The following is a 22,106-nucleotide window of genomic DNA, read 5'->3' as shown; positions in this document are numbered from 1 at the left end:
ACTCGGGATTAATCCCGAGTCGTTTCTGTATGTGCTGACCGTATTTGCTGTTCCATGTAACGAAGTAATGGCTCTCTCAAATCAGAGTGTTGGAGCGCATAATGAATCGTTGTTTCAATAAAACCAAGCTTCTCACCTACGTCATGGCGCTGGCCTTCAAAGTGATAAGCGAGCACTTGCTCCACTTGGCTTAAATGCTGGATCGCATCTGTTAATTGAATTTCCCCATTTACACCGGCTTCTTGCTCCTCTAGTATCTCAAAAATACGCGGAGTTAAGATATACCGTCCCATTATAGCCCAGTTAGAAGGTGCCGAATCAACGAGTGGTTTCTCAACTAACCTTTCTGAACGCATAATACGCTCGGACAATTGATTACCAGCAACCACTCCATATCGACATACTTCCTCCCATGGCACAGGTTGTACACCTACTACAGTTGCTTCATAATCGTTATACACGTCTATCATTTGTTTAAGGCAAGGGTTCTCCGCTTCGACGATATCATCACCTAGTAGTACAGCAAAAGGTTCATCTCCTATAAATTTACGCGCACACCATATGGCATGTCCCAATCCACGAGGTTCCTTTTGTCGAATATAATGAATATTTGCCATATCAGAAGACTTGCGCACTTCTTCTAGTAGAGCATGTTTTTCTTTTTCAAGTAGCATATGCTCCAGCTCAAAATAATTATCAAAATGGTCTTCTATTGCACGTTTTCCTTTACCAGTCACTATGATAATGTCTTCAATGCCTGAATCGACTGCTTCTTCTACAATGTATTGTATTGTGGGTTTATCAAGGATTGGAAGCATTTCCTTGGGCATTGCTTTTGTTGCAGGCAAAAAGCGTGTTCCGAGTCCAGCTGCAGGAATTATAGCTTTACGTATTTTCATTTGTTCCTCCGCCTTATTTCATTTATAAATAACAATCACTTTCACAATTATACATGATAATAATGGATATTACATGATTATTGAAAGTAATATGACCCATGATTCAAGTTGAGAAAGTAATATCCTAAATGCCCATGTGCCTGTATAAATTATATTATTAATTTCAAACTGGTATAGAATTAAACCAATCAATTAGAAATCCCTCAACCTACACATACAAGTTATATCTGGCTGAGGGACTCTCGTTACTTCACCAATTGTCCACGTGTAACGCCAAGCTGATTTGTTGCCTTGAGCGTACGCCACACCTGTGTGCCACTAATCTCGCCGCACAGGGAGCGGTTGTACAAGTCAATGACCTGGTTGACCTGCTCTGCGGTCTCCTCCAGGAACTCGACGCGATAGGAGTCGACACCAAGCTCGAGGAAGTTCGGCAAGTATTCCGAGCCGGACTGCTCGATGGCGTTGTACACCGTATTGCGGCAGCCTTCGTCTACGCGGACCGGATGGGACATTCCGATACGGTCACGCAAGGAGACGTTGTGCTCTTCGCACGGACGGCCACAGTTCGTGTAGTCTGTGCCTTCGCTGAGGAACGTACAGTACACACAATGCTCCGTATGGAACATCGGCAGATGCTGATGAATGACGATTTCGAGCTTAGACGTGTCCGCGTGACGCAGCATATCCACCATCTGCTGAATGTTCAAGTCATACGATGGTGTAATCCGATCGAGACCTGCTTCCGCAAACAGCTGCACCGTCTTGTGATTCGCTACGTTCAGCGAGAAATCACCGATCAACTGCGGGAACGAGTCGGCTCCCATCGGCTTCGGCGGACAGATAGCCAGATTGGAGTTATCTGCTGCTTCCGCCATGATCTCATCGCTTGGCAGCACTGCCGTGCTGGCCTCAGCACGCTTAAGCTCCCATTCAGCCTTGGCCTGCTGGTAATAATGCAAGGCACCCGTGTTGCGAATTAACACCGCATCCGGCTTCAGATTCAGGATGTTGCGATGGTAGCCGTTCTCGTTTGGCATGTGGATGCGTGGTGTAACCAGCGCAATCGGCTTGCCAGCAGCTCGGCAGGCTTCGATTGCTGCCGGGAACTGCTTAATAAACTCGAAGTCGGCGTAAATTAACGCCACATCGGTCAGCACTGCTGCCTGCACCTGCTCCAGCGTGCGGCAAAGCGCAGTAAGCTGCGCGCCGCCAAACGGCACCGCCGTATGCTGCACGCCGGCGCCTGCCAATACGTCTACGTCATGCTTGACGTAGACAGGCGGCTTCGGCCGTTCGCCCGCCAGGTGCTCCACCGCGCGGCGGCGAATCGCATTCAGCTCACGCATGGGCACGATCACGCTGCCTTCCAGCTCAGCGTCCAACTGCTCCAGCTGGTACACCGTACCGCCCAGACGTCCGAGCTGCTCTTCCAGCAGTTCACGATCCATCGGGCGCTTCTGCGCCTCTTCCAGCAGCAGCTCCGAATCTACTTGAATGGTCGTGCCCTTCTGCACATCCGTCCACCACGTCTTCAGCGGCTCGCCTACACGGCCTTCTACGCGTACATGCATCGGAAACACCCGATACGGTTTCTCCGTTTCAAATGTGGCGCGCATCCGCTTGTCGAGCGCCTGATCGCTTGTCTTCCAGATCCGATCGCCGACCTTAACCCGGCGTAAGTTCACATCGTTGCGTCCTGGCACGATGTCCACGATCCAGCCTTCCTCAGCCTCGCCCTCCAGCTTCACGCCTTTGCGACGTACATCATAAACACGGCCGCCCTCTTCCTTCTGCGTCGGATCACCCGCGTCAAATCCAATCCCGTCACCGCGCTTCAGCGGCGCCTCCAGCTTACAGACCACGCCATCACGCAGCACCTGCTCGACACGGCCCAAATACACGCCGCGGCTCTTCGGAAACGTTCCGTCTACGAGCTGCTTGTTGTTTGTACCCGACAGGAAGCCGTGCGTAAAGCCGCGTGAGAAGCTCTGCTGCAGCTCGCGCACTTCTTCCTTGGAAGGCCCCGTCCACGTGCCATCAAAATAATCATCTATTGCTTTCCGGTACTTGCTCACAACGTTAGCTACGTACTCTGGCTGTTTCATACGTCCTTCAATCTTAAAGGATGTCACACCCGCTTCAATGAGCTCTGGCACGATGTCTATCGCTGCCAGATCTTTCGGCGACAAAAGATAAGTAATATCGCCCATCGGCTGATGCTCACCGTCTACCATCATGTCATATGGCAAACGGCATGCTTGCGCGCATTCGCCACGGTTGGCAGAACGACCGCCCCACATCTCCGAAGTTAAGCATTGGCCAGAATAAGAAACACACAAAGCACCGTGTACAAATACCTCCATCGGCACTTTAGCGATCTCGCCGATCTTCTGAATTTGCTTTAAATTATTCTCACGGCCCAATACGACCCGCTCCATACCAAACGGTTTCGTAAACTCAGCTGCCTCAGGAGACGTAATCGTCATTTGTGTAGAACCATGAATCGGGAAGTCCGGAGACATCTCACGGATCAATTTCACCAATCCCAGATCCTGTACAATAACCGCGTCTACACCTGCATCGATACAAGCATCAATTAGCTGCTGCGCATCTCGCAGCTCATCTTCAAATACCAAAATATTAAAGGTCAAGAAGCCCTTAACCCCATAACTATGCAAAAACGCCATAATCTCAGGCAGCTCGTCCATCCGAAAATTGTTCGCACGCGCACGCGCGTTGAATTTTTCTACACCAAAAAATATCGCATCCGCACCATTCGCCACTGCAGCACGCATACAATCCCAATCACCCGCAGGCGCCAACAATTCTATATCTTCACGTTGTATCTCTCTAGTCATCTTCATCCTCCATCAAAGTGCCCCATCAGGAGCTCTAAATATACAGTTTACCCCATAATAGAGGCTGAATCTACCTCCTGACACAATGAAATATTTCACACTAATAAGGATAGTAATAAACACAAAGCACCCCAAGACCATGCCTCATGATCTTGGAGTGCGCTCATCTATAGATCTTCGTCTATAGTCACCCTTACTTGTGTACCGTCATAGACTCTATCACTTTCATAAATTGCTGCTCTGCCTGAGACGAATAAGACGCCTTTAAGCCGCGCATATAGAAAACAACAACATCCTGTTCTTGCCAACACAGACGATATATAACGTGGAAAGAACTTATAATTCATATACTCGTATCGTAAAAATACAGTCTTCTGCTTGTTAAGCTTAGGATGTGTGTCCGCTAGGGTTAATCTTAACTATTCTTTTCCCATCTGAATCGGCTTCATTCCAATTGGAACGGCAGAAGTCTGGAATGTTGGCACAAACGTATTCCATATCTCCTCATATTCTTCAAAACTACCTTCCGTGGCAAGTAATACGTAAGCTTTTCCATCCTTCTCGTAGCGCCTCATATAAGAAGTCTCTAGCGTTTTCTTCTCTTGAGAAACATGAACAATGGTCTTTAGCTCAGCAAACGTATAACCATGAATCTGCCCCACTTTTATGTCCTTGATATCCTCATGTGGCTCCACCCACTCTTTCAACGAAGACATCATATCATCTCCTGTTCTAGAGGTGCTCGCCGTACTGCTCATGTATAATGCAAAGTATGAAGTGCCGTCATTTGTTAAAAATTGAATGTTTCCTTTGTGCTCTGCATCCTCCCGATAATACCAATTGTCTGGAAGATGCACTGACCATCCGCAAGAAGGACATCCTGAACGGGCCATATCCACATTGGCTTCATCAGGGTTCCACAATAGGGATACGGAACGATCTTTGTTTGGTCTGATAACAGCTCCCAAGCCTTCCGCCACATCCCTAAGTGGGAGCATTAGAGTGTTGCCTCTTATCCTTGGCCGCACTTTCAACGTAACCTGCTTACGGTTGATCATAGCGTAAGAACTGTCCAGAGAGACAGTTAGCTCTCGTTGGCCTGCCATTATTACAAAAGCCTCTTTGGGTATTTCCCAATAGCCATGGATACCAAATGCCTTTATCAGAACTCCAGCAGGAATCATTGTAATTCCATTGGTCTCGTACGGCTGTTCAATCTTTGTCGTTAGCCCATTCACTACAGCTAGGTTACTTCCAATCCTAAATCGAATTTCCTTAACCATATTACTCGAGGTAACCCTGTCCATTGATTGTGCAAAAGCAGCTTCGTTTGACAATATAATCCCTGCAAGGAAAAACATCAGGATCCCTAATGTCCTCAACCCGGACCATAACCAATTCTTCTGACTGACCACCGTCTATGTTCCTCCTAAAAATCTATAGCCTATCGGTCATCCCATTAAATAGGAAAACATAACCTACGACTTATAATACTCCCCAAGCGTAACCTGCACAGTTCTTTTCTTACCGCCATTAAGCAGAACTAGCTTGGTTTGCTTGCCTGGCAGCAGCCCTTTTAATGCCTCATTAATATCTGCTAGCGTGCGTACGTGCTTGCCATTGACCGCCAACAGGATGTCACCTTCCTGGATACCTGCCTTTTTGGCATTCGCACTGATGACGACGTCAATCCTCAATGACTGCTCGGTGGGAAGGCCATATGCTGCCGTCCAGTTCTCATCCATCTGTACGCCAATCGCAGCCCGCTTCAGCTTCCCATACTTCAGCATGTGGTCAATTGTCCATTTCACCGTATCCGCCGGTATAGCAAATCCTAAATTATCAATATCCTCGCCGTAATATTTTAACGTGTTGATGCCTACTACTTCTCCCCGCATGTTCAGAAGCGGTCCTCCGCTGTTACCTGGGTTAATAGCCGTATCGGTCTGCAGCAGCTTGAAGTTATTATCAACAACACGATTTATACCGCTAATGACACCTACTGACACCGAATTCTGAAGGACAAAAGACACTGGAGTTCCAATAGCCACAACCCCTTGTCCAGCTTCAACTTTCCCAGCTGCGGGCATAAATGTCGCAGGCTTTAGCCCTGTTTTATTGATATGGACTAACGCCAGATCCACATCCTCATCCCATATCACTTTGGTTACGACATGGGACATTCCGTCTGATGTGATCACCATCGCCTTCTTCAAATGACGTACCACGTGAGCATTAGTCACGATCCAGCCATCTGCACGGACAACCACACCTGTGCCGTGAGACAGCGCATCACGCGGGTCTTCCACTTCCTCCAACGCCTCTTCGTCTTGTCCTATAATGGCCACAACAGACGGGCTTACTTTTTTAACAACACTAGGTACCGTACTTAAAGATAACTGGTACTGTTTGCTCTTAGCATCGTATTGACCCTTTCCACCCAAAACATCTGCAAGTGCACCTGCTTCTATGTAAGTCTTGCCATTAGCCTGTATTGCTGGCAGTGATACGGATTCAGCTGACGCAGTAAATGGCTGTGCCATCGTCATCCCAAGTATGACGGCCATCATGCAAATCAACACTTGTCCTCTCCGTGTTCCACTTGCACGTTTCCCAGTTGCTATGTCCTTGTTTGATTTCTCCATTTTTCTCCCTCTCCCTTAAGAAGCGAATTCCAATTTATTTCTATTCGCATCTTTAATCATTCTAGCTTCTGTCCCGTAATACCTCCAAGACGGCATTCAGACCAAAAAAAGACCCCTTGATATCGTAATCAAGGAGCCTTTACGCATGTTTCATTTCAGATAGGATATGTATAGATATGCGATTACCTAAGAGTCTCTAACCGTACCTTATGCATTACCAGCCGCTAATCATAATAAAGTCAGCAGCTACAAACACCAAGAAGCTCACAACGGCGAACCCCAGGGCAAACATATTTCTGGGACGCTGCTTCACTTGACGAATAACAGCCCATAGCAAAATCAATGTAAGCACGAGCATGAAAATATCAAAATAATCGAAAGCGCTCTCTTTTGCCGCTGCCGCCGCCTCAGCTAATAACATGGTGCGACCTCCCTCTAATCGTGCGATATACGTATCTTCATCTATGTTATATTTACCCAGCTCGACTTGCAAGATAAATTGTTCATATTTAACAAGATTGTCACCTTTTCTTCACGTTTATACCATTGCATTCTATATTTTCATGATTAATTTCACTGATATGATTTCATCACGTCTTTTTTATGGCTGTTTTCGCTTCATAAGCGGTACATACGCCGTTCACTTGTAGACACAGGGGTACACATTTAAAATCAATAAATATTAGTTCTCATTAGAAAGTAAGGTTACATTGACCTTCGGTGAAACCATCCTCATGCTGCTTCATCAGCATTCTATATAGACTAGGCTGAGGTGATATAAGGAGGTCTTATGAGACATTTCGGATAAATAAAGGCTGACAAGTGCAGCAACTTTAATAGTGAACGCCTTCATCTTTGGCAAATAACAACAAACAGCCCTGATCTCCTTTGCAGAGCACTCAGGACTGTTATATATGAAACCTACTTACTCAAACTTCAATGCCTCATGATTGTTTTTCCTGGTACATGAATTCATCGCTTGACCAGCACAGCTTTCATTATTCTACAATAGTGCTTACATCTATCGTCATCGTTATGGCAGCACGAATAAATGCAGGTGCCCAATATCATTGTCATCTGCGTCTAGTTACGTTCGCGCTTGCAATTCAATATCATGAAAGGAACGTATCATAGCATCTGTACACGCAGGCGGCTCCTCAAAACGCAGTTCCTCATCGATAAAAATTTGCAGCATAGCACCCGCACTCTGCCCCATTTCCATATCTCCGACTGAGTCACCAATAACAGCGACCTCATTAGGCTCTAGCCCAATCTCACGACACGCAAGTTCCACCATATCCGGAAAAGGCTTGCCATGCTCCACGCAATCATCACCCACCACAGCATCAAAGAAGTGGCGAATCCCCATTTTCGTCAAATGCTGTTCAGATGGTCGCTTGTCATCCGCCGTCACAACCGCAAGACGCAGACCGAGTGCTTTGCAGCGCTCAAGGAATGAGACAACCCCTTCTACAGGACGAATATCGGCCTTTTTCAGGATTTCCTCATTTGCATGCTCCACCACTGCTGTCACGCGGCGAGTCGCTTCATTCCAAGGCACGCCTGTTCGATACAAATAATAAGCAGCAATTCCGATCATCTGCGACGGGGAACCCATCGCAAGCGGGCCAAAGCGGTCATGCGCCGTTACTTGACGTTTTTCATTTAAGAATACGCCAAGCAAATACCCAGGACCTTCTGGGAGCTCTGCTCCTTCTAGACGAAGCTCACGTTCCAATCCATCCAACACTGTCTCTGCCCAGCTTCCCCACAAACTAATAAACTGCAGCAGCGTCCCATCCTTGTCGAATAAGATACCACGCACTTGCGCACGCTTCTCGCCGACGATTATCTCTACCATGCCGTAACCATCCTTTGTCCGTTTTAAGCCACAGTACATTTACAGCTTCATTACGAGTTCTACATCCGCCTGTCGGTTCCTGCCAACAGACAATAGAACTTTTATCCTCTTTGTGTTTGAAAACCAACCTTTATACATGCATTTTGATAAAATGCAGCATGAACTTGTACCAAGCTGAGCTGATACTGCACCTCACTTCCTAGGATCAACATCCACTACTTTTATACTAAGAAAGGAGCCCCGCAGGACTCCTTTCGATAAGCAATACCCTGTAAACTGAGCTGCCATCTTAACCATTTACGTATGTGCAGCCAACTCTTGCGCCTGTTCGGTGCGCAGGCGATCACGTGCTAGAATAGGCTTCAGGTAGCGTCCTGTATACGAAGCATCTACCTCTACAACCTCTTCAGGAGATCCTTGCCCAACGATCATACCACCGCCGCTGCCGCCTTCCGGACCGAGATCAATGACATGGTCAGCCGTCTTAATTACGTCCAGATTGTGCTCGATTACAAGCACACTCTCACCAGAATCAACGAGACGATGCAGCACCTCAAGCAGCCGATCGATATCGGCAACGTGTAGGCCTGTTGTAGGCTCGTCCAAAATGTATAAAGTCCGCCCTGTACTGCGGCGGTAGAGTTCAGCAGCAAGCTTAACGCGTTGTGCCTCACCACCCGACAAAGTGGTTGCCGGCTGTCCTAGCTTCATATACCCCAAGCCTACATCCATAAGGGTCTGAATCTTACGGTGAATACGCGGTACGTTCTGGAAGAAGTCAACCGCAACTTCAATCGTCATATCCAGAACATCAGAAATATTCTTGCCTTTATATTTCACTTCCAATGTCTCGCGGTTGTAGCGCTTGCCTTTGCATATCTCACACGGTACATACACATCCGGAAGGAAGTGCATCTCAATCTTAATAATCCCATCACCACGACAAGCCTCACAGCGCCCACCCTTAACGTTGAAGCTGAACCGTCCCTTTTTGTAGCCGCGAATCTTCGCTTCATTCGTAGTAGAGAACAAATCGCGAATATCATCAAATACACCCGTATACGTGGCAGGGTTGGAACGAGGCGTACGACCGATTGGCGATTGATCGATATCAATAACTTTGTCAATAAGCTCCAAGCCGCGAATCTCTTTGTGTTCACCTGGGCGTACCTTAGCTTTATTCAAGTCACGCGCAAGTGTCTTATACAGGATTTCATTAATAAGAGTCGATTTGCCCGAACCGGATACTCCCGTTACAGCCGTAAACATCCCCAGTGGAATCTTAACGTTTACGCTGCGCAGATTATTCTCCTTGGCACCGCGAATCTCCAACCAGCGGCCATCTGACTTACGTCGATTCAGCGGTACAGGAATAAACTTACGCCCGCTTAAATATTGGCCTGTTAACGAATGCTCGCTTGCCATTACCTCTTGCGGTGTTCCTTGTGCAATCACCGTGCCACCATGCATGCCCGCTCCCGGCCCAATATCAATAATGTAGTCCGCGGCCAGCATCGTGTCTTCATCATGCTCTACCACAATCAATGTATTGCCCAGATTACGCATATGCTCCAGCGTCTGAATCAGACGATCATTATCGCGTTGGTGCAGGCCGATACTCGGCTCGTCCAATATATAAAGGACACCCATCAGACTTGAACCGATCTGTGTAGCTAAGCGAATTCGCTGTGCTTCTCCACCAGACAAGGTACCTGCAGCACGATTCAGTGTTAGATACTCCAAACCAACATTAACCAAGAATCCTAAACGTGCATTAATTTCCTTTAAAATGAGATTTGCGATTAGCATTTCCTTCGCAGAAAGCTTTAACAATTCAAAGAAACGCTGCGCTTCACCAATAGATAACGACGTCACGTATGCCATGTTCTGTTCGCCTATCGTAACGGCCAAGCTCTCTTTCCGCAGGCGATGACCTTTGCAAGAGCCACATGGCTTCGCGCTCATAAACCCTTCAATGAACTCGCGAATTCCCTCAGAGGCTGTCTCACGATAACGGCGTTCCAGATTGTGAATAATCCCTTCAAACGTAACCTGCGCTTCCTTCTTATGGCCAAAGTCATTCTCGTATAGGAAGCGGATCTTCTCATTACCGGTACCATGCAGCAGCTTTGTCATATGTTCTGGCTCCAGCTGAGACACCGGTAAATCCGTCGGAATACTGTAGTGCTCACACACGGCCTGCAGAAATTGAGGATAATAATTCGACGTACTGCCTGCCCATGCCTCAAACGCGCCATCATCAATAGACTTGCTGCCATCCGGCACTAACAGCTCTGAATCCACAATCATCTTCAAGCCGAGTCCGTCACATTCCGGGCAGGCTCCAAACGGACTATTAAATGAGAACATCCGTGGTGCCAGTTCATCGATACTAAATCCGCAAGTCGGACAAGCCAAATTTGAACTGAACACAAGCTCTTCCTGATCAATAATATCGACAATCAGTTTGCCTCCAGAAAGGTTCAACGCAGTCTCGATTGAGTCCGCAAGCCGGGCTTGAACGTCTTCTTTCACGACAATACGGTCCACCACGACCTCAATGTTGTGTTTCTTATTCTTCTCCAATTCAATAGGATCCGCGACTTCTCTTAGTTCTCCGTCTACACGTACCCGTACAAAGCCTTGCTTCTGAATATCGGCAAATACTGTCTTATGCTCCCCTTTACGACCAGATATAATAGGGGCAAGCAGCTGCAGCTTGGTACGTTCCGGGTATTCCATAATACGGTCCACCATCTGCTCTACCGTCTGCGACGTAATCGCTATACCATGCTCAGGACAATGTGGGTGACCGATTCGCGCAAATAACAAACGCAAATAATCGTAAATCTCCGTGACTGTCCCTACTGTGGACCTCGGATTGCGGCTTGTCGTCTTCTGGTCAATAGAGATTGCAGGCGATAAGCCATCTATAGAATCAACGTCCGGCTTCTCCATCTGCCCTAGAAACTGCCTCGCATAAGCAGACAGCGACTCTACATAACGACGCTGTCCTTCCGCATAGATCGTGTCAAAAGCCAGGGATGATTTACCGGAGCCACTTAATCCTGTTAAAACCACAAACTTGTCACGCGGAATCGTTACATCGATATTTTTTAAATTGTGGGCACGAGCCCCTTTGATTACGATTGAATCACTTGCCACCGCTTTATCCTCCCGCTCTAGGTCCACTCGAACCACTTCATTAGCATTTATTTAATCATTACGAATTGAGGCACTTATCATAGAAACAATCGGGACGATATCGCCCTCACCATTTTCCTCAGCCGTATCTCGTACCGGAGCCTGGATGATTGCCTCGGCTGTAATATACTTTCACAGCATACTTATACGGAGTGGTCAAAGATACAAACGCATCACAAACGACCCTTTATGACGTGTTCTGTTTCAATTAATCCATCGCCCGCAGTTCAAGCAGAGCGTCACGCAGTTCAGCAGCACGCTCAAACTGCATGTTCTTCGCGGCATCTTTCATTTCCTTCTCCAAGCGTTGAATTAACGATTGGCGATCTTTCTTCGACATCTTATCTATGCCTTTATCCGCAGAGAACTCCGACTTCGACTCTGCTGACTTAGTAGCTTCAATAACATCACGTATCTTCTTCCGTATTGTCTGTGGTGTTATACCATGTGCTTCATTGTAAGCAATCTGAATCTCCCGGCGTCGTGCAGTCTCCTTGATCGCTTTGCCCATGGAATCGGTAATCTTGTCACCATACATAATAACGCGACCTTCCGCATTCCTCGCCGCACGACCAATCGTCTGGATTAATGAGCGCTCTGCACGCAAGAAGCCTTCTTTGTCAGCATCCAGTATCGTAACCAGCGAAACTTCGGGAAGATCAAGTCCTTCCCGCAGAAGGTTAATGCCAATCAATACATGATACACCCCGAGACGAAGATCCCGCAGTAGCATCATCCGCTCCAGTGTCTTAATATCCGAATGCAGATAGCGCACCTTGATGCCAATCTCTTTCAAATAGTCCGTCAAATCCTCCGACATCTTCTTTGTCAGCGTCGTAACAAGTACACGTTCGTCCTTATCCAGCCGTATCCGAATCTCGCTGATCAGATCATCAATTTGTCCCTTAGTAGGACGTACTTCAATGATAGGATCAAGCAGTCCCGTTGGACGAATAATCTGCTCGATCATCTGCGGGCAGTGCTCTAACTCAAACGGACCTGGCGTAGCCGAGATAAAGAGGGCCTGGCCTACCTTCTGCTCAAACTCATCAAACTGCAGCGGTCGGTTATCCAACGCCGATGGGAGACGGAAGCCGTGCTCCACGAGCACCGTCTTGCGGGCCCTGTCACCGTTAAACATACCGCGTATCTGGGGAAGAGAGACGTGAGACTCATCTACCACCACAAGGAAATCTTCCGGGAAATAATCAAGCAGCGTATATGGTGTAGCTCCGCGCTCACGGAATGTCAACGGACCGGAGTAGTTCTCAATCCCCGAGCAGAACCCTACTTCCTGCATCATCTCGATATCATATCGCGTACGCTGCTCCAGCCTTTGAGCTTCCAGCAGCTTGTTGGCTTCCCGAAGCTCAGCAAGTCGCTCTTCCAGTTCACGCTCAATGTCAACAAGCGCCCGCTTCATCGTCTCTTCAGCCGTCACGAAGTGAGAGGCAGGGAAAATCGCAATATGATCACGTTCAGCGATAATCTCACCTGTCAGCACATCTATTTCGGTAATTCGTTCGATCTCGTCGCCAAACAACTCTACGCGCACCGCGTGCTCACTCTTGGAAGCCGGGAAGATCTCAACGACATCTCCACGCACCCGAAATGTACCACGAATAAAGTTCAAGTCATTCCGCTGATATTGAATGTCTACTAATCTTGCCAGGATGTCATTACGCGAGCGCTCCATTCCAGTACGCAGTGACAATACCAGATTCCCGTACTCAATCGGTGATCCCAGGCCATAAATACATGAGACACTTGCTACAATAATAACATCCCGCCGTTCGAACAAAGCTGATGTGGCAGAGTGGCGCAGCTTATCAATCTCGTCATTAATGCTTGAATCCTTCTCGATAAACGTATCCGATGAAGGGATGTAGGCTTCAGGCTGATAATAATCGTAATAACTAACAAAATACTCTACCGCATTATTCGGGAAGAATTCCTTGAATTCACTGCATAATTGCGCTGCCAGCGTCTTATTGTGTGCAATAACCAACGTTGGACGGTTCACTGCAGCTATAGTCTGCGCTACCGTAAAAGTCTTCCCTGTTCCTGTCGCACCAAGCAATGTCTGATATCGCTTGCCTGCGTGCAGCCCTTCTACCAGCTTGTCGATCGCTTTCGGCTGATCGCCTTGCGGTTCAAACTCAGACACAAGCTCGAAACGCTTCGAGGACACTTGAATATCTGCCATGTTAATCTCATCACCGCACCCTTCATCAATGTTCCTTATTACAGCATTACCCCAGACTGCCCTATTCATAGACATGTCTCTTCATTCTTGTGACACAAGTAATATTAATGTGAAGCTCTCCACGTTAAAGTCTGTATGTTCATTCTTCATCGGAGAACCAGTATAAAAGTATAAGTGTAGGCATAAAGAAATACCCGAACTCCCAGTACGACAAGCCTTGAACCGCAACCATTCATACATAGGTAGGCCTTCAGTAGCAAATGCCCGTCAATAAGTAAAAACGCTAAACTTTATGATCAAAACACCCGATAAATGTATCATACCTTGATTCCTCAAGGCTAACCGCATAAGCGTTCAATGCACGTCCGTATACAACATAAAATAAGAATGTTTGTTCCCGTTTATTATACTCTTAACTTCGATTGGTTGCAAATGGGAACTGCATCAGGAGGATGGATTATAGCATGGATAAGACAACTTTAATTGGCATTATAGCGGGACTCGTCGCTTTGATCGGCGGATTCCTTTTAGAAGGAGGCAACCTCAGCGGATTATGGGAGGCAACTGCGGCCCTGATCGTATTCGGAGGAACATTTGCAGCTGTTGTTGTCAGCTTCCCCGGCAATCGTCTACGCAGCATTCCGCAAGCCTTGAAGTTGGCATTCCGTCAGACACCTACCCAAATGCCACGCCTTATTGACGATATCGTTGCTATGGGCACACAAGCACGCCGCGATGGCGTATTGGCCCTTGAAGATATGGTACAGAAGCACAAGAATCCCTTCCTTCGCGACGGCATGATGATGGTTGTAGATGGAACTGACCCGGAGCTCATTAAACAGATCCTTGATATCGATATGGATGCTGTTGAGCACAAACATGATGGTTACGCTAAAATATTTGAAGCCGCTGGCGGCTACGCGCCAACAATGGGGATTATCGGAACCGTTATGGGTCTTATTCACGTGCTGAGTAATCTAAATGATCCCACCATGCTCGGACCTTCCATAGCGGTTGCATTTACGGCTACTTTATATGGTGTTGCGACAGCTAACGTAATATATTTGCCGATTGCATCGAAGATTAAGACCCGAAGCGAGCAGATGATACGCGAGATGGAAATGCTTCAGTTTGGCGTACTTGCCGTACAAGCCGGAGAGAACCCGCAAATTATCCGTAAAAAGCTCAGCTCCTTTATGCAAGGTGAAGATGCCATACAACCGTTGCAGCGTGTGCCTGAGATGAAGCGGGGGATGACATATGAGACGCAAAAGTAGAACCCGGCGGGGTCAGTCCGCTGAGAATCACGAACGCTGGCTGATTACCTATTCGGATCTTATCACTTTATTATTAATATTTTTTGTAGTCATGTATGCGATGAGTCAAGTGGACTTAGTCAAATATGAGTCATTATCCGAGACGTTGCAGACTACGTTCCGCAGCGGTGACGGGCAGCTGCCAAAAGGATCAGGTATTCTTGACGGTGCTTATACCAAGCCTGGCCAGACAGGGGCTATTAACACCAAGAAAGATGGAGCAACTGGTGACCAAATAAACGCCAAGATGAACAAAATGCAAGCTAATGCGGCTCAAGATGCTGATCCAAACAAGCAAGCTGTGATGATTGGTCAAATTACGGAAAAGGATCTTGCATTCCGTAAGCAGGAGGAGATGCTGCAGCAGACGATGTCCGTTATCCAACAATATATTGAGGACAATAAGCTGCACGACGCCCTTAGCGTCACGGATACACCTAAAGGTATCGAAATAAGACTAAGTGACCGTTTATTGTTCTCACTGGGTAGAGCGGAGCTAACAAGCTTGGCGACACCGACATTGGACAAGCTAGCCAGTCTATTCAGCAAGCTGAATACAACAATTAGTATTGAAGGACATACAGACAACCTGAAAATGGCCTCGGGCGGTCGTTTTAAGGACAACTGGGCATTATCTGCCGAACGTGCTCTTTCGGTCCTACGATTCTTCGTAGATGAGAAGAATCTGGACAGTGCTCAGTTCCAAATCGCAGGTTATGGGGATACACGTCCTGTGGCTTCCAACGATTCAGACACCGGGCGTCAGAAAAACCGACGTGTCGAAATCATTATTCTACGAAACGTCGTACAGCCATCCACATAGTTCAAACCTTAACAGGGCCGTTCTTATAAGTCACTTTTTATAAGAACGGCCCTGTTGCTATATCTAACCCAATCTTGACGCTGATGAAGCATCCCAGCTGATGACGTATAGGTAGAAGAAGCGCCACATTTTATAAACAAATTGTACACATCTAATTAAAAGTTATTCACGTTTTGTACTATCTTACCCACAGTTTGTTAACAACTTGTTGACAGATTCGATGTTTTTCGAATAAGTTATCCCCAATTCACAATAAAATGACCGATTCTACCTTATAAAATAAGAAAACGCTCACTTCTCCACAGAAATGAGCGTTCGTATTATGCGGATGATTCCTTGTCTTTCGTGATACCTGCATACCCAGATCTCTTCCAAGGCGCTGACAACAAATGCAATAATGAAGCTGGCTTCGTAACCGCGACATAATTCACATCGTCATCCGGGGCAAGCAGTACACCCAACTGATGATGTTCTCCTGCATACACCGCACGCTGCACAAATTTCAGATCACCGCTGTTGTTATATACCTCAAGCTTGCAAAAAGCCGCGCTGGATCGTAGTGCTTGATGGAGCTCTTCCTTTGTCCGCACGGGAATACCATTCACTTTAGAAATCAGTTCACCTACGCGAATGCCTAGTTCCTCAGCCGGACTGCCAGGCAGAACGGCTTGAACTCGCAGCCCGTTCCGATCATGCGTAAGAATAGGACTTCTACCTGATTCTTCAAACTTGCTTTGCCAAATCAGCCATTCATGCATACCGATTGCAATGAGACCAGCCACGGCTATTAGCGGTGTCCACCAATTGGCTAAAAGTGACACAGCCAACAACGCAACAGCGTACATAAACAAACGGGATGATGTTACAGCTGCTTTCTCTTGTGGTAGATAAGTATACGTTAGCTCCGAGAAACCAATCATCACGGGAAAAGCCATCAACATCCAGCCCTGCTGCCAAATGTCTCCGCTTAATAGCGGTGTCCATGGAAGCTGCTCGCCTGCTGTAACCGCTGGAAACAACAAGAATAACGGAATTGGCCAAAGCGTCTGCATCTGATAGGCCCCCACAATTCGACCACGCTTGCTTTCCATAAATAAAGGACTCGCAAACGTGGGCGCCTGTTTGCGCACAAGCCAAGCCTCTGCAGCATGCAGCAGCGCAACAAGTACCAACAATCCTGCTGCATTCATCCCGCGCAGGTCTGCTGTTAGCATTCCCATCCAGCCTTCCGGATTCCAGTCCGGCATGAAGCGCAGTACCGTCTGACCAAGTGCTGCTACACCCGCTGCATAAGCAAGACACAGCATCCTCACACGGAACAACAACAGCACGATGCTGATACCCCATAATAAGAACACAATCGACTGCGGAATGGTAATACCAAGTCCGATGGAGGCTGCAGATACGCATAAACCTGCGAGCATCCCCCCCAGCCAAGCACGCCAGGTCTGCTCAATCCAGCTATGCATCTTCACTGAGAATAATCGTCTTTCGAGCAGCATTTGTCTACGATAATGTATAGCAATAAATACGACTGACAGCCAATAGAATGGCGACAGCAGCAATTGTAATAAGGCCCACGCAACACGATAGCCGAATTCAAGGGCAATGTCCACATTATTCGCTCCTTTCCGCGTATCGTTCTAAAATCAAGCCCAAAAAAGAAGAAGGCCGAAGCGAGTAGCTTGCGACCTTCTTACTATTCGACAATCGTTAGCGAATTTCCTTCTGCACGGTTTGAATCGCTGCTTTTAATTGAGCGTCATTTTTAGGTTCGCGCATCGCTTTTATAATTTCTAGTTCCAGCTTCTCAGCTGTTTGTTTGTCAACTTGACCGTTAGCTGTCAACGTATGCTGCTTCTGGAAAGCCTTCAACGCCGTCTCCGTACTGGCTGAGAAATAACCATCTTTACGATCCAGCTTATAGCCTAGTCCACCGAGTATAACCTGTACGTTTTGTACGTCGGAGGAGTTCATATCCAGCTTTAACGTCTTGTCTTTAACAACTGGCGCAGCATTAAAGTAATCCGGCTGCTTCACAGGAACGTCTGGTTCAATTCCTTTTTGGTGAATCCAGTTACCTTTAGGAGTCAGCCATTTGGCAATCGTAATCTTGATCAGACTGCCTTCATCGCCGCTTGTCGTGTAACTTGTCTGCACAGTACCTTTACCAAAAGTATGCTCGCCCACTATCTTAACGCCTGCAGACTCCTGCAATGCACTAGCCATAATCTCGGAAGCACTTGCACTGCCCTTATTCGTCAGAATCGCAATCGGGTAAGTTTTCGGCTTAGCCGTTCCCTCCGACTTGTGCACTTCCCGTTCCTTATTGCGGTATTCCACTTGCAGCAGAGGCTTGCCTTTCTGGATAAACGGCTGTGTCATCTTTTCCACGATATCGAGCACGCCGCCTGGATTGTTGCGCACATCGATAACTAAGCCCTTCATACCCTTCGCTTCCAAATCATCCAGCGCTTTTACGAAATGCTCGTGTGTATTCGTTGAGAACTGACGGATCTCGATGTATCCCACTTTGCCTTCCAGCATTGAAGGATATACCGTTTCTAAATCTACCTTGTCTCGAACGATATTAAACGTCATCGTATCGGGTGAGCCTGGTCGTTTAACTTCAATCTTGACCGTGCTGCCCCGAGGTCCACGAATCTTCTCTACCGCCTGATTTAACGTTAAGCCAGTCAGATTAGTCCCATCAACCGAAATCAGCACATCTTTGGGCTTCAGCCCTGCTCGTTCAGCAGGCGTATCTTTAATAGGGGACACAATCGTGACATTGCCTTCTTCCATCGACACCTCGGCCCCAATACCTGTGAACCCGCCCTCAACGCTAACATTAAAGCTATCTGCTTCCTGCTTCTGCATGTAAGTGGAATAAGGGTCTCCTAAAGCAGTAAACATCCCCTCCACAGCACCATTGACCAGCTTGTTACGGTCTACTTCTTTGAAGTATTTGCTTTCAATGACCTGCAGCACCGAGCTCAGCTTCTGAACTTCTTTTGTCGATAGTCCCCCGCTGCCTGCGCTAGCCTGTCCACTGCTGGCGAATATCGGCAGATCCTTTGCTGTCATGGTGAGCAGACTGCTAACTACAATTGCAGTCCCAACCATGACTGCAACTGTACGTCCTTTAAAATTCATAAGATCACCGCCCTTATCTCGTCCGCATGCTGATGTCAAACTACTCTATCAGTCATTGTTCACATGAGAGCATGTGTTTGAACACTCACTATTATATGCCAACATATCTATTTTTATTTCAAATACGGCGCTGGATCTACTTTCTCTCCATTCAAACGGACCTCAAAATGCAAGTGGTTACCCGTCGCGCGTCCTGTTGCGCCAACCTCTGCGATCTTCTCGCCACGTTTGACATCCTGCCCTTTATCGACCTTAATACCGCCTTGACGAATATGACCATAGAGAGTCCATAAGCCATTGCCATGGTCAATAATGACACAATAGCCATAACCGCTCCACCATTCTGCTAAAATGACGACGCCGTCATCCGCAGCATAAATGTTTGTACCACCCGGTGTAGCCATATCTAAACCACTATGGAACGCCCCGCGGCTGCCCGTAATTGGATCTACCCTTGAGCCAAATGGAGATGAAATATAATATTCTGCACGAAGCGGAACACCCAGTTTGCCGCCAGAATAAGCACCATTAGATCCGGAGCTCGAGCCTGAATCACTTCCAGAGTTGGAACCGGATTGCTCCCGCTCTCTTCTGGCCGCTTCTTCTCTCGCTCTTCGTTCAGCTTCTTCCTGATCCGCTATCTTCTTCTTCTTGGACATCAATTCAGAACGCTTCATCGCAAATTCGACCAGCAAGCGGTCCTGTTCTTCACTTAAACCATGAGATTCCTCAATTTGTTGGTCGAAGCTTGCAATCATAACTTCCTTCTCACGTTCTTGCTTCATTAGCTCCAACTTGGTCTGCTCCAGCTTAGCATATAGAAGTCGGACGCGCTTAAGCTCGTCCTCAATCTCTTTTTTCTTTTCCAGCACAAGCTGCTTGTCCCGCTTATGCTCCGCCAGTATTTGCTTATCCTGGTTAGCGATTTGCTCCAACGAGCTGAGTCGGTCCAAGAAGTCCATAAAGCTAGTCGAGCTAAACAATACGTCAAGGTAAGAGACATTACCGTTCGTATACATCAGCTGCACACGAGCATCGAGCAGCTTCTCACGATCAGCAATCCGAAGGTTTGCATCTTCAAGCTGCTTCGCATTCTCCTCCAGATTGGTCTCCGACTCGTCAATCTGTGTAGATACAGAAGCCAACTCATTAGCCTTCTTATCGATCTGTTTCACAATCACTTGCATATCAGACTGCGTCTTCTTCTTGCCCGATTCCGCTTCAGCACGTGTATCTTCAGCCTGCTGCTGCTTGTTCTCGGCAGTTTTCATCTGCTGCTGCAGCGCTCTTAATTCTTTGTTTACTTTGCTCATTTCCGAAGCTTGCCCCGTTGACGGGGACACCATAGTGAACAACAGCATACAGCTCAATACGAGCAACAACCATTTCTTTTTCAAGACGGGTCCTCCAATCGAATCGATCTGTAGATGGTTTAGACTTTCAAAAATTTACGAATAGAAAGAGTGCTGCCCCATACTCCTATTAATACACCAAGTACAACCAACAACCCAGTCAGCAGTAACCACAGTTCTTGCAATGGAATCAGCTGGATAAATTGCATGCCGCTCTGCGAAGCTAATATAAGCTGGTGATAACCAACAAATAAAACGGCAAGCGTAATAAGCGATCCCAGCAATCCAATCAACATCCCCTCAATAAAGAAGGGCCAGCGGATGAAGGAATTCGTTGCCCCTACCAGCTTCATGATGCCGATTTCGCGTTGACGGGCCATAATGGTCACTTTTATCGTATTGGATATGAGGAACATAGCCGTGACAGTCAGTCCAGCAACTAAGATTAAGCCTACATTACGAATCGTCTCTGTAATCTTAAACAGTTTCTCAACCGTACCTTTGCCGTACTTTACCTGCCAGATCGGCTTCTCGCTGTTCGTATCATTCAGCGCCTGAATCTTCTTGGCTACCATCGGCACTGTGTCCGGATTATACACATCTACAGTCATGGAATCCGGCAAAGGATTGGTCTTCTCGGTATAACCTTTCAACAATTCTTTGCCGTCCTCACCAAGACTTTGCTGGAGCAGCTTCATCCCCTCAGCTTTGGATATCGGTGTCACCTTGCTGACCTCCGACATATTCCCAATGTCTGTTTGCAGCAATTCCATCTGTTCTTTAGTCGTATTTAATTGAAGAAACACCCGAATCTGCACTTGGCTGTCAATCTGCTTCGTTAACGTATTCAAGTTAAAAGACAGTAAAATAAACACACCTAAAATAAACAACGAAATGACAATGGAGCTTATCGAGGCAATCGACATCCACCCATTTCGAAAAATACTCTTTCCGCCCTCGCGTATGTGACGGGTGACTGTGTTAATTGTCATAACCGTAATCCCCCCGTACTACATCGCGAACTATATGGCCATGCTCGATCGCAATCACTCGTCTGCGAATGGTATTCACGATGTCTTTGTTGTGTGTTGCCATCACAATCGTAGTGCCTCGATAATTAATCTCTTCGAGCAGCTTCATAATCCCCCATGATGTCTCGGGGTCCAGATTGCCTGTCGGTTCATCTGCTACTATAACTGACGGATTGTTGACGATAGCACGTGCAATCGCAATGCGCTGCTGTTCGCCCCCCGACAACTGTGCCGGCAGGCTGTTCACCTTATGCTTCAAACCTACAAGCTCCAGCACTTCAGGTACTCGGCGCTTGATGACTTTCTTGGGTGCTTCAATAACTTCCATCGCAAATGCGACATTTTCATAAACGGTCATCTTAGGCAATAATCTAAAGTCTTGAAATATGACCCCAATATTGCGGCGAACAAAAGGAATTTTCCGGTGCTTTAACTTGCCGATGTTAAAGCCATTTACCGATATCTGTCCTTTGGTCGGCACTTCTTCTCTATAAATCAATTTCATAAATGTTGATTTACCCGCACCCGACGGTCCCACCAAATATACAAACTCATCCTTCTCGATACGAACCGAGACGCCGCGCAGTGCATGCGATCCGTCCGTATACGTCTTCCATACGTCTTGCATTTCGATCAAGCGAATCACTTCCTACGTGTATAAAATCAGCTTATATATATTCGACATAGCTACCTCAATTCCTTTAATTAATTTCGATTTTCAACATCTTTTTACTTTTCCAGCTGCAAGGAAA

At 47.1% G+C, this 22,106-nt stretch carries 15 protein-coding genes; 2 read left to right on the top strand and 13 right to left on the bottom strand.

Annotation, left to right across the window (positions count from 1 at the left end):
- Positions 1-8 precede the first annotated feature (8 nt).
- From galU to uvrB, 8 genes are all read right to left on the bottom strand, one after another.
- The gene (gene galU, locus QP775_RS12480) at positions 9-899 is read right to left on the bottom strand and encodes a UTP--glucose-1-phosphate uridylyltransferase GalU (protein ID WP_285106389.1); all 891 of its coding nucleotides are present in this window, start codon (positions 897-899) and stop codon (positions 9-11) included.
- A gap of 245 nt (positions 900-1,144) precedes the next feature.
- Entirely contained in the window at positions 1,145-3,760 is a 2,616-nt protein-coding gene (locus tag QP775_RS12475; protein ID WP_285106387.1) for a U32 family peptidase, read from the bottom strand.
- Positions 3,761-4,179: 419 nt separating this feature from the next.
- Entirely contained in the window at positions 4,180-5,175 is a 996-nt protein-coding gene (locus QP775_RS12470) for a stalk domain-containing protein (protein WP_285106385.1), read from the bottom strand.
- 63 nt (positions 5,176-5,238) lie between these two features.
- Entirely contained in the window at positions 5,239-6,405 is a 1,167-nt protein-coding gene (locus tag QP775_RS12465; RefSeq protein ID WP_285106383.1) for a S1C family serine protease, read from the bottom strand.
- 214 nt (positions 6,406-6,619) lie between these two features.
- Entirely contained in the window at positions 6,620-6,826 is a 207-nt protein-coding gene (locus QP775_RS12460; protein ID WP_239328764.1) for a DUF2759 family protein, read from the bottom strand.
- A gap of 666 nt (positions 6,827-7,492) precedes the next feature.
- Positions 7,493-8,266: an HAD family hydrolase gene (locus QP775_RS12455; RefSeq protein ID WP_285106381.1), complete on the bottom strand. Its 774-nt coding sequence runs from the start codon at positions 8,264-8,266 to the stop codon at positions 7,493-7,495.
- A 297-nt stretch (positions 8,267-8,563) separates the two neighbouring features.
- The gene (gene uvrA / locus QP775_RS12450) at positions 8,564-11,431 is read right to left on the bottom strand and encodes an excinuclease ABC subunit UvrA (RefSeq protein WP_239328766.1); all 2,868 of its coding nucleotides are present in this window, start codon (positions 11,429-11,431) and stop codon (positions 8,564-8,566) included.
- Positions 11,432-11,678: 247 nt separating this feature from the next.
- Positions 11,679-13,676: an excinuclease ABC subunit UvrB gene (gene uvrB, locus QP775_RS12445; RefSeq protein WP_239329199.1), complete on the bottom strand. Its 1,998-nt coding sequence runs from the start codon at positions 13,674-13,676 to the stop codon at positions 11,679-11,681.
- Positions 13,677-14,140: 464 nt separating this feature from the next.
- Between uvrB and QP775_RS12440 the strand changes: the two genes are divergently transcribed.
- A complete protein-coding gene (locus QP775_RS12440; protein ID WP_239328767.1) occupies positions 14,141-14,953 on the top strand; it encodes a flagellar motor protein in 813 nt (270 codons plus the stop codon).
- Positions 14,937-15,815 (top strand): flagellar motor protein MotB, encoded by an 879-nt coding sequence (locus tag QP775_RS12435; RefSeq protein WP_285106378.1) that lies wholly within the window; start codon positions 14,937-14,939, stop codon positions 15,813-15,815. The genes QP775_RS12440 and QP775_RS12435 overlap by 17 nt, the downstream gene beginning before the upstream one ends.
- Positions 15,816-16,135: 320 nt before the next feature.
- On the opposite strand, the gene QP775_RS12430 is transcribed toward QP775_RS12435, so the two are convergent.
- From QP775_RS12430 to ftsE, 5 genes are all read right to left on the bottom strand, one after another.
- Positions 16,136-17,431, bottom strand: a complete 1,296-nt coding sequence (locus tag QP775_RS12430) for a PDZ domain-containing protein (RefSeq protein WP_285106376.1) — start codon at positions 17,429-17,431, stop codon at positions 16,136-16,138.
- Between the two features lie 97 nt (positions 17,432-17,528).
- Positions 17,529-18,971 carry a S41 family peptidase gene (locus QP775_RS12425; RefSeq protein ID WP_239328770.1) on the bottom strand — a complete coding sequence of 481 codons (1,443 nt, stop codon included), beginning with the start codon at positions 18,969-18,971 and terminating at the stop codon, positions 17,529-17,531.
- Between the two features lie 113 nt (positions 18,972-19,084).
- On the bottom strand, positions 19,085-20,368 hold the full coding sequence (locus tag QP775_RS12420) for a murein hydrolase activator EnvC family protein (RefSeq protein WP_239328771.1): 1,284 nt from the start codon (positions 20,366-20,368) through the stop codon (positions 19,085-19,087).
- A 35-nt stretch (positions 20,369-20,403) separates the two neighbouring features.
- Positions 20,404-21,315 carry a permease-like cell division protein FtsX gene (gene ftsX, locus QP775_RS12415; RefSeq protein WP_285106373.1) on the bottom strand — a complete coding sequence of 304 codons (912 nt, stop codon included), beginning with the start codon at positions 21,313-21,315 and terminating at the stop codon, positions 20,404-20,406.
- Positions 21,305-21,991, bottom strand: a complete 687-nt coding sequence (gene ftsE / locus QP775_RS12410) for a cell division ATP-binding protein FtsE (RefSeq protein ID WP_028543981.1) — start codon at positions 21,989-21,991, stop codon at positions 21,305-21,307. Before ftsE ends, ftsX begins: the two co-directional genes overlap by 11 nt.
- Between the last annotated feature and the right edge of the window lie 115 nt (positions 21,992-22,106).

Source organism: Paenibacillus sp. UMB4589-SE434 (genome assembly GCF_030226685.1).
In the GTDB taxonomy this organism is placed as follows: Bacteria; Bacillota; Bacilli; order Paenibacillales; family Paenibacillaceae; genus Paenibacillus_B.
This window is presented reverse-complemented; position numbering and strand designations above follow the sequence as displayed.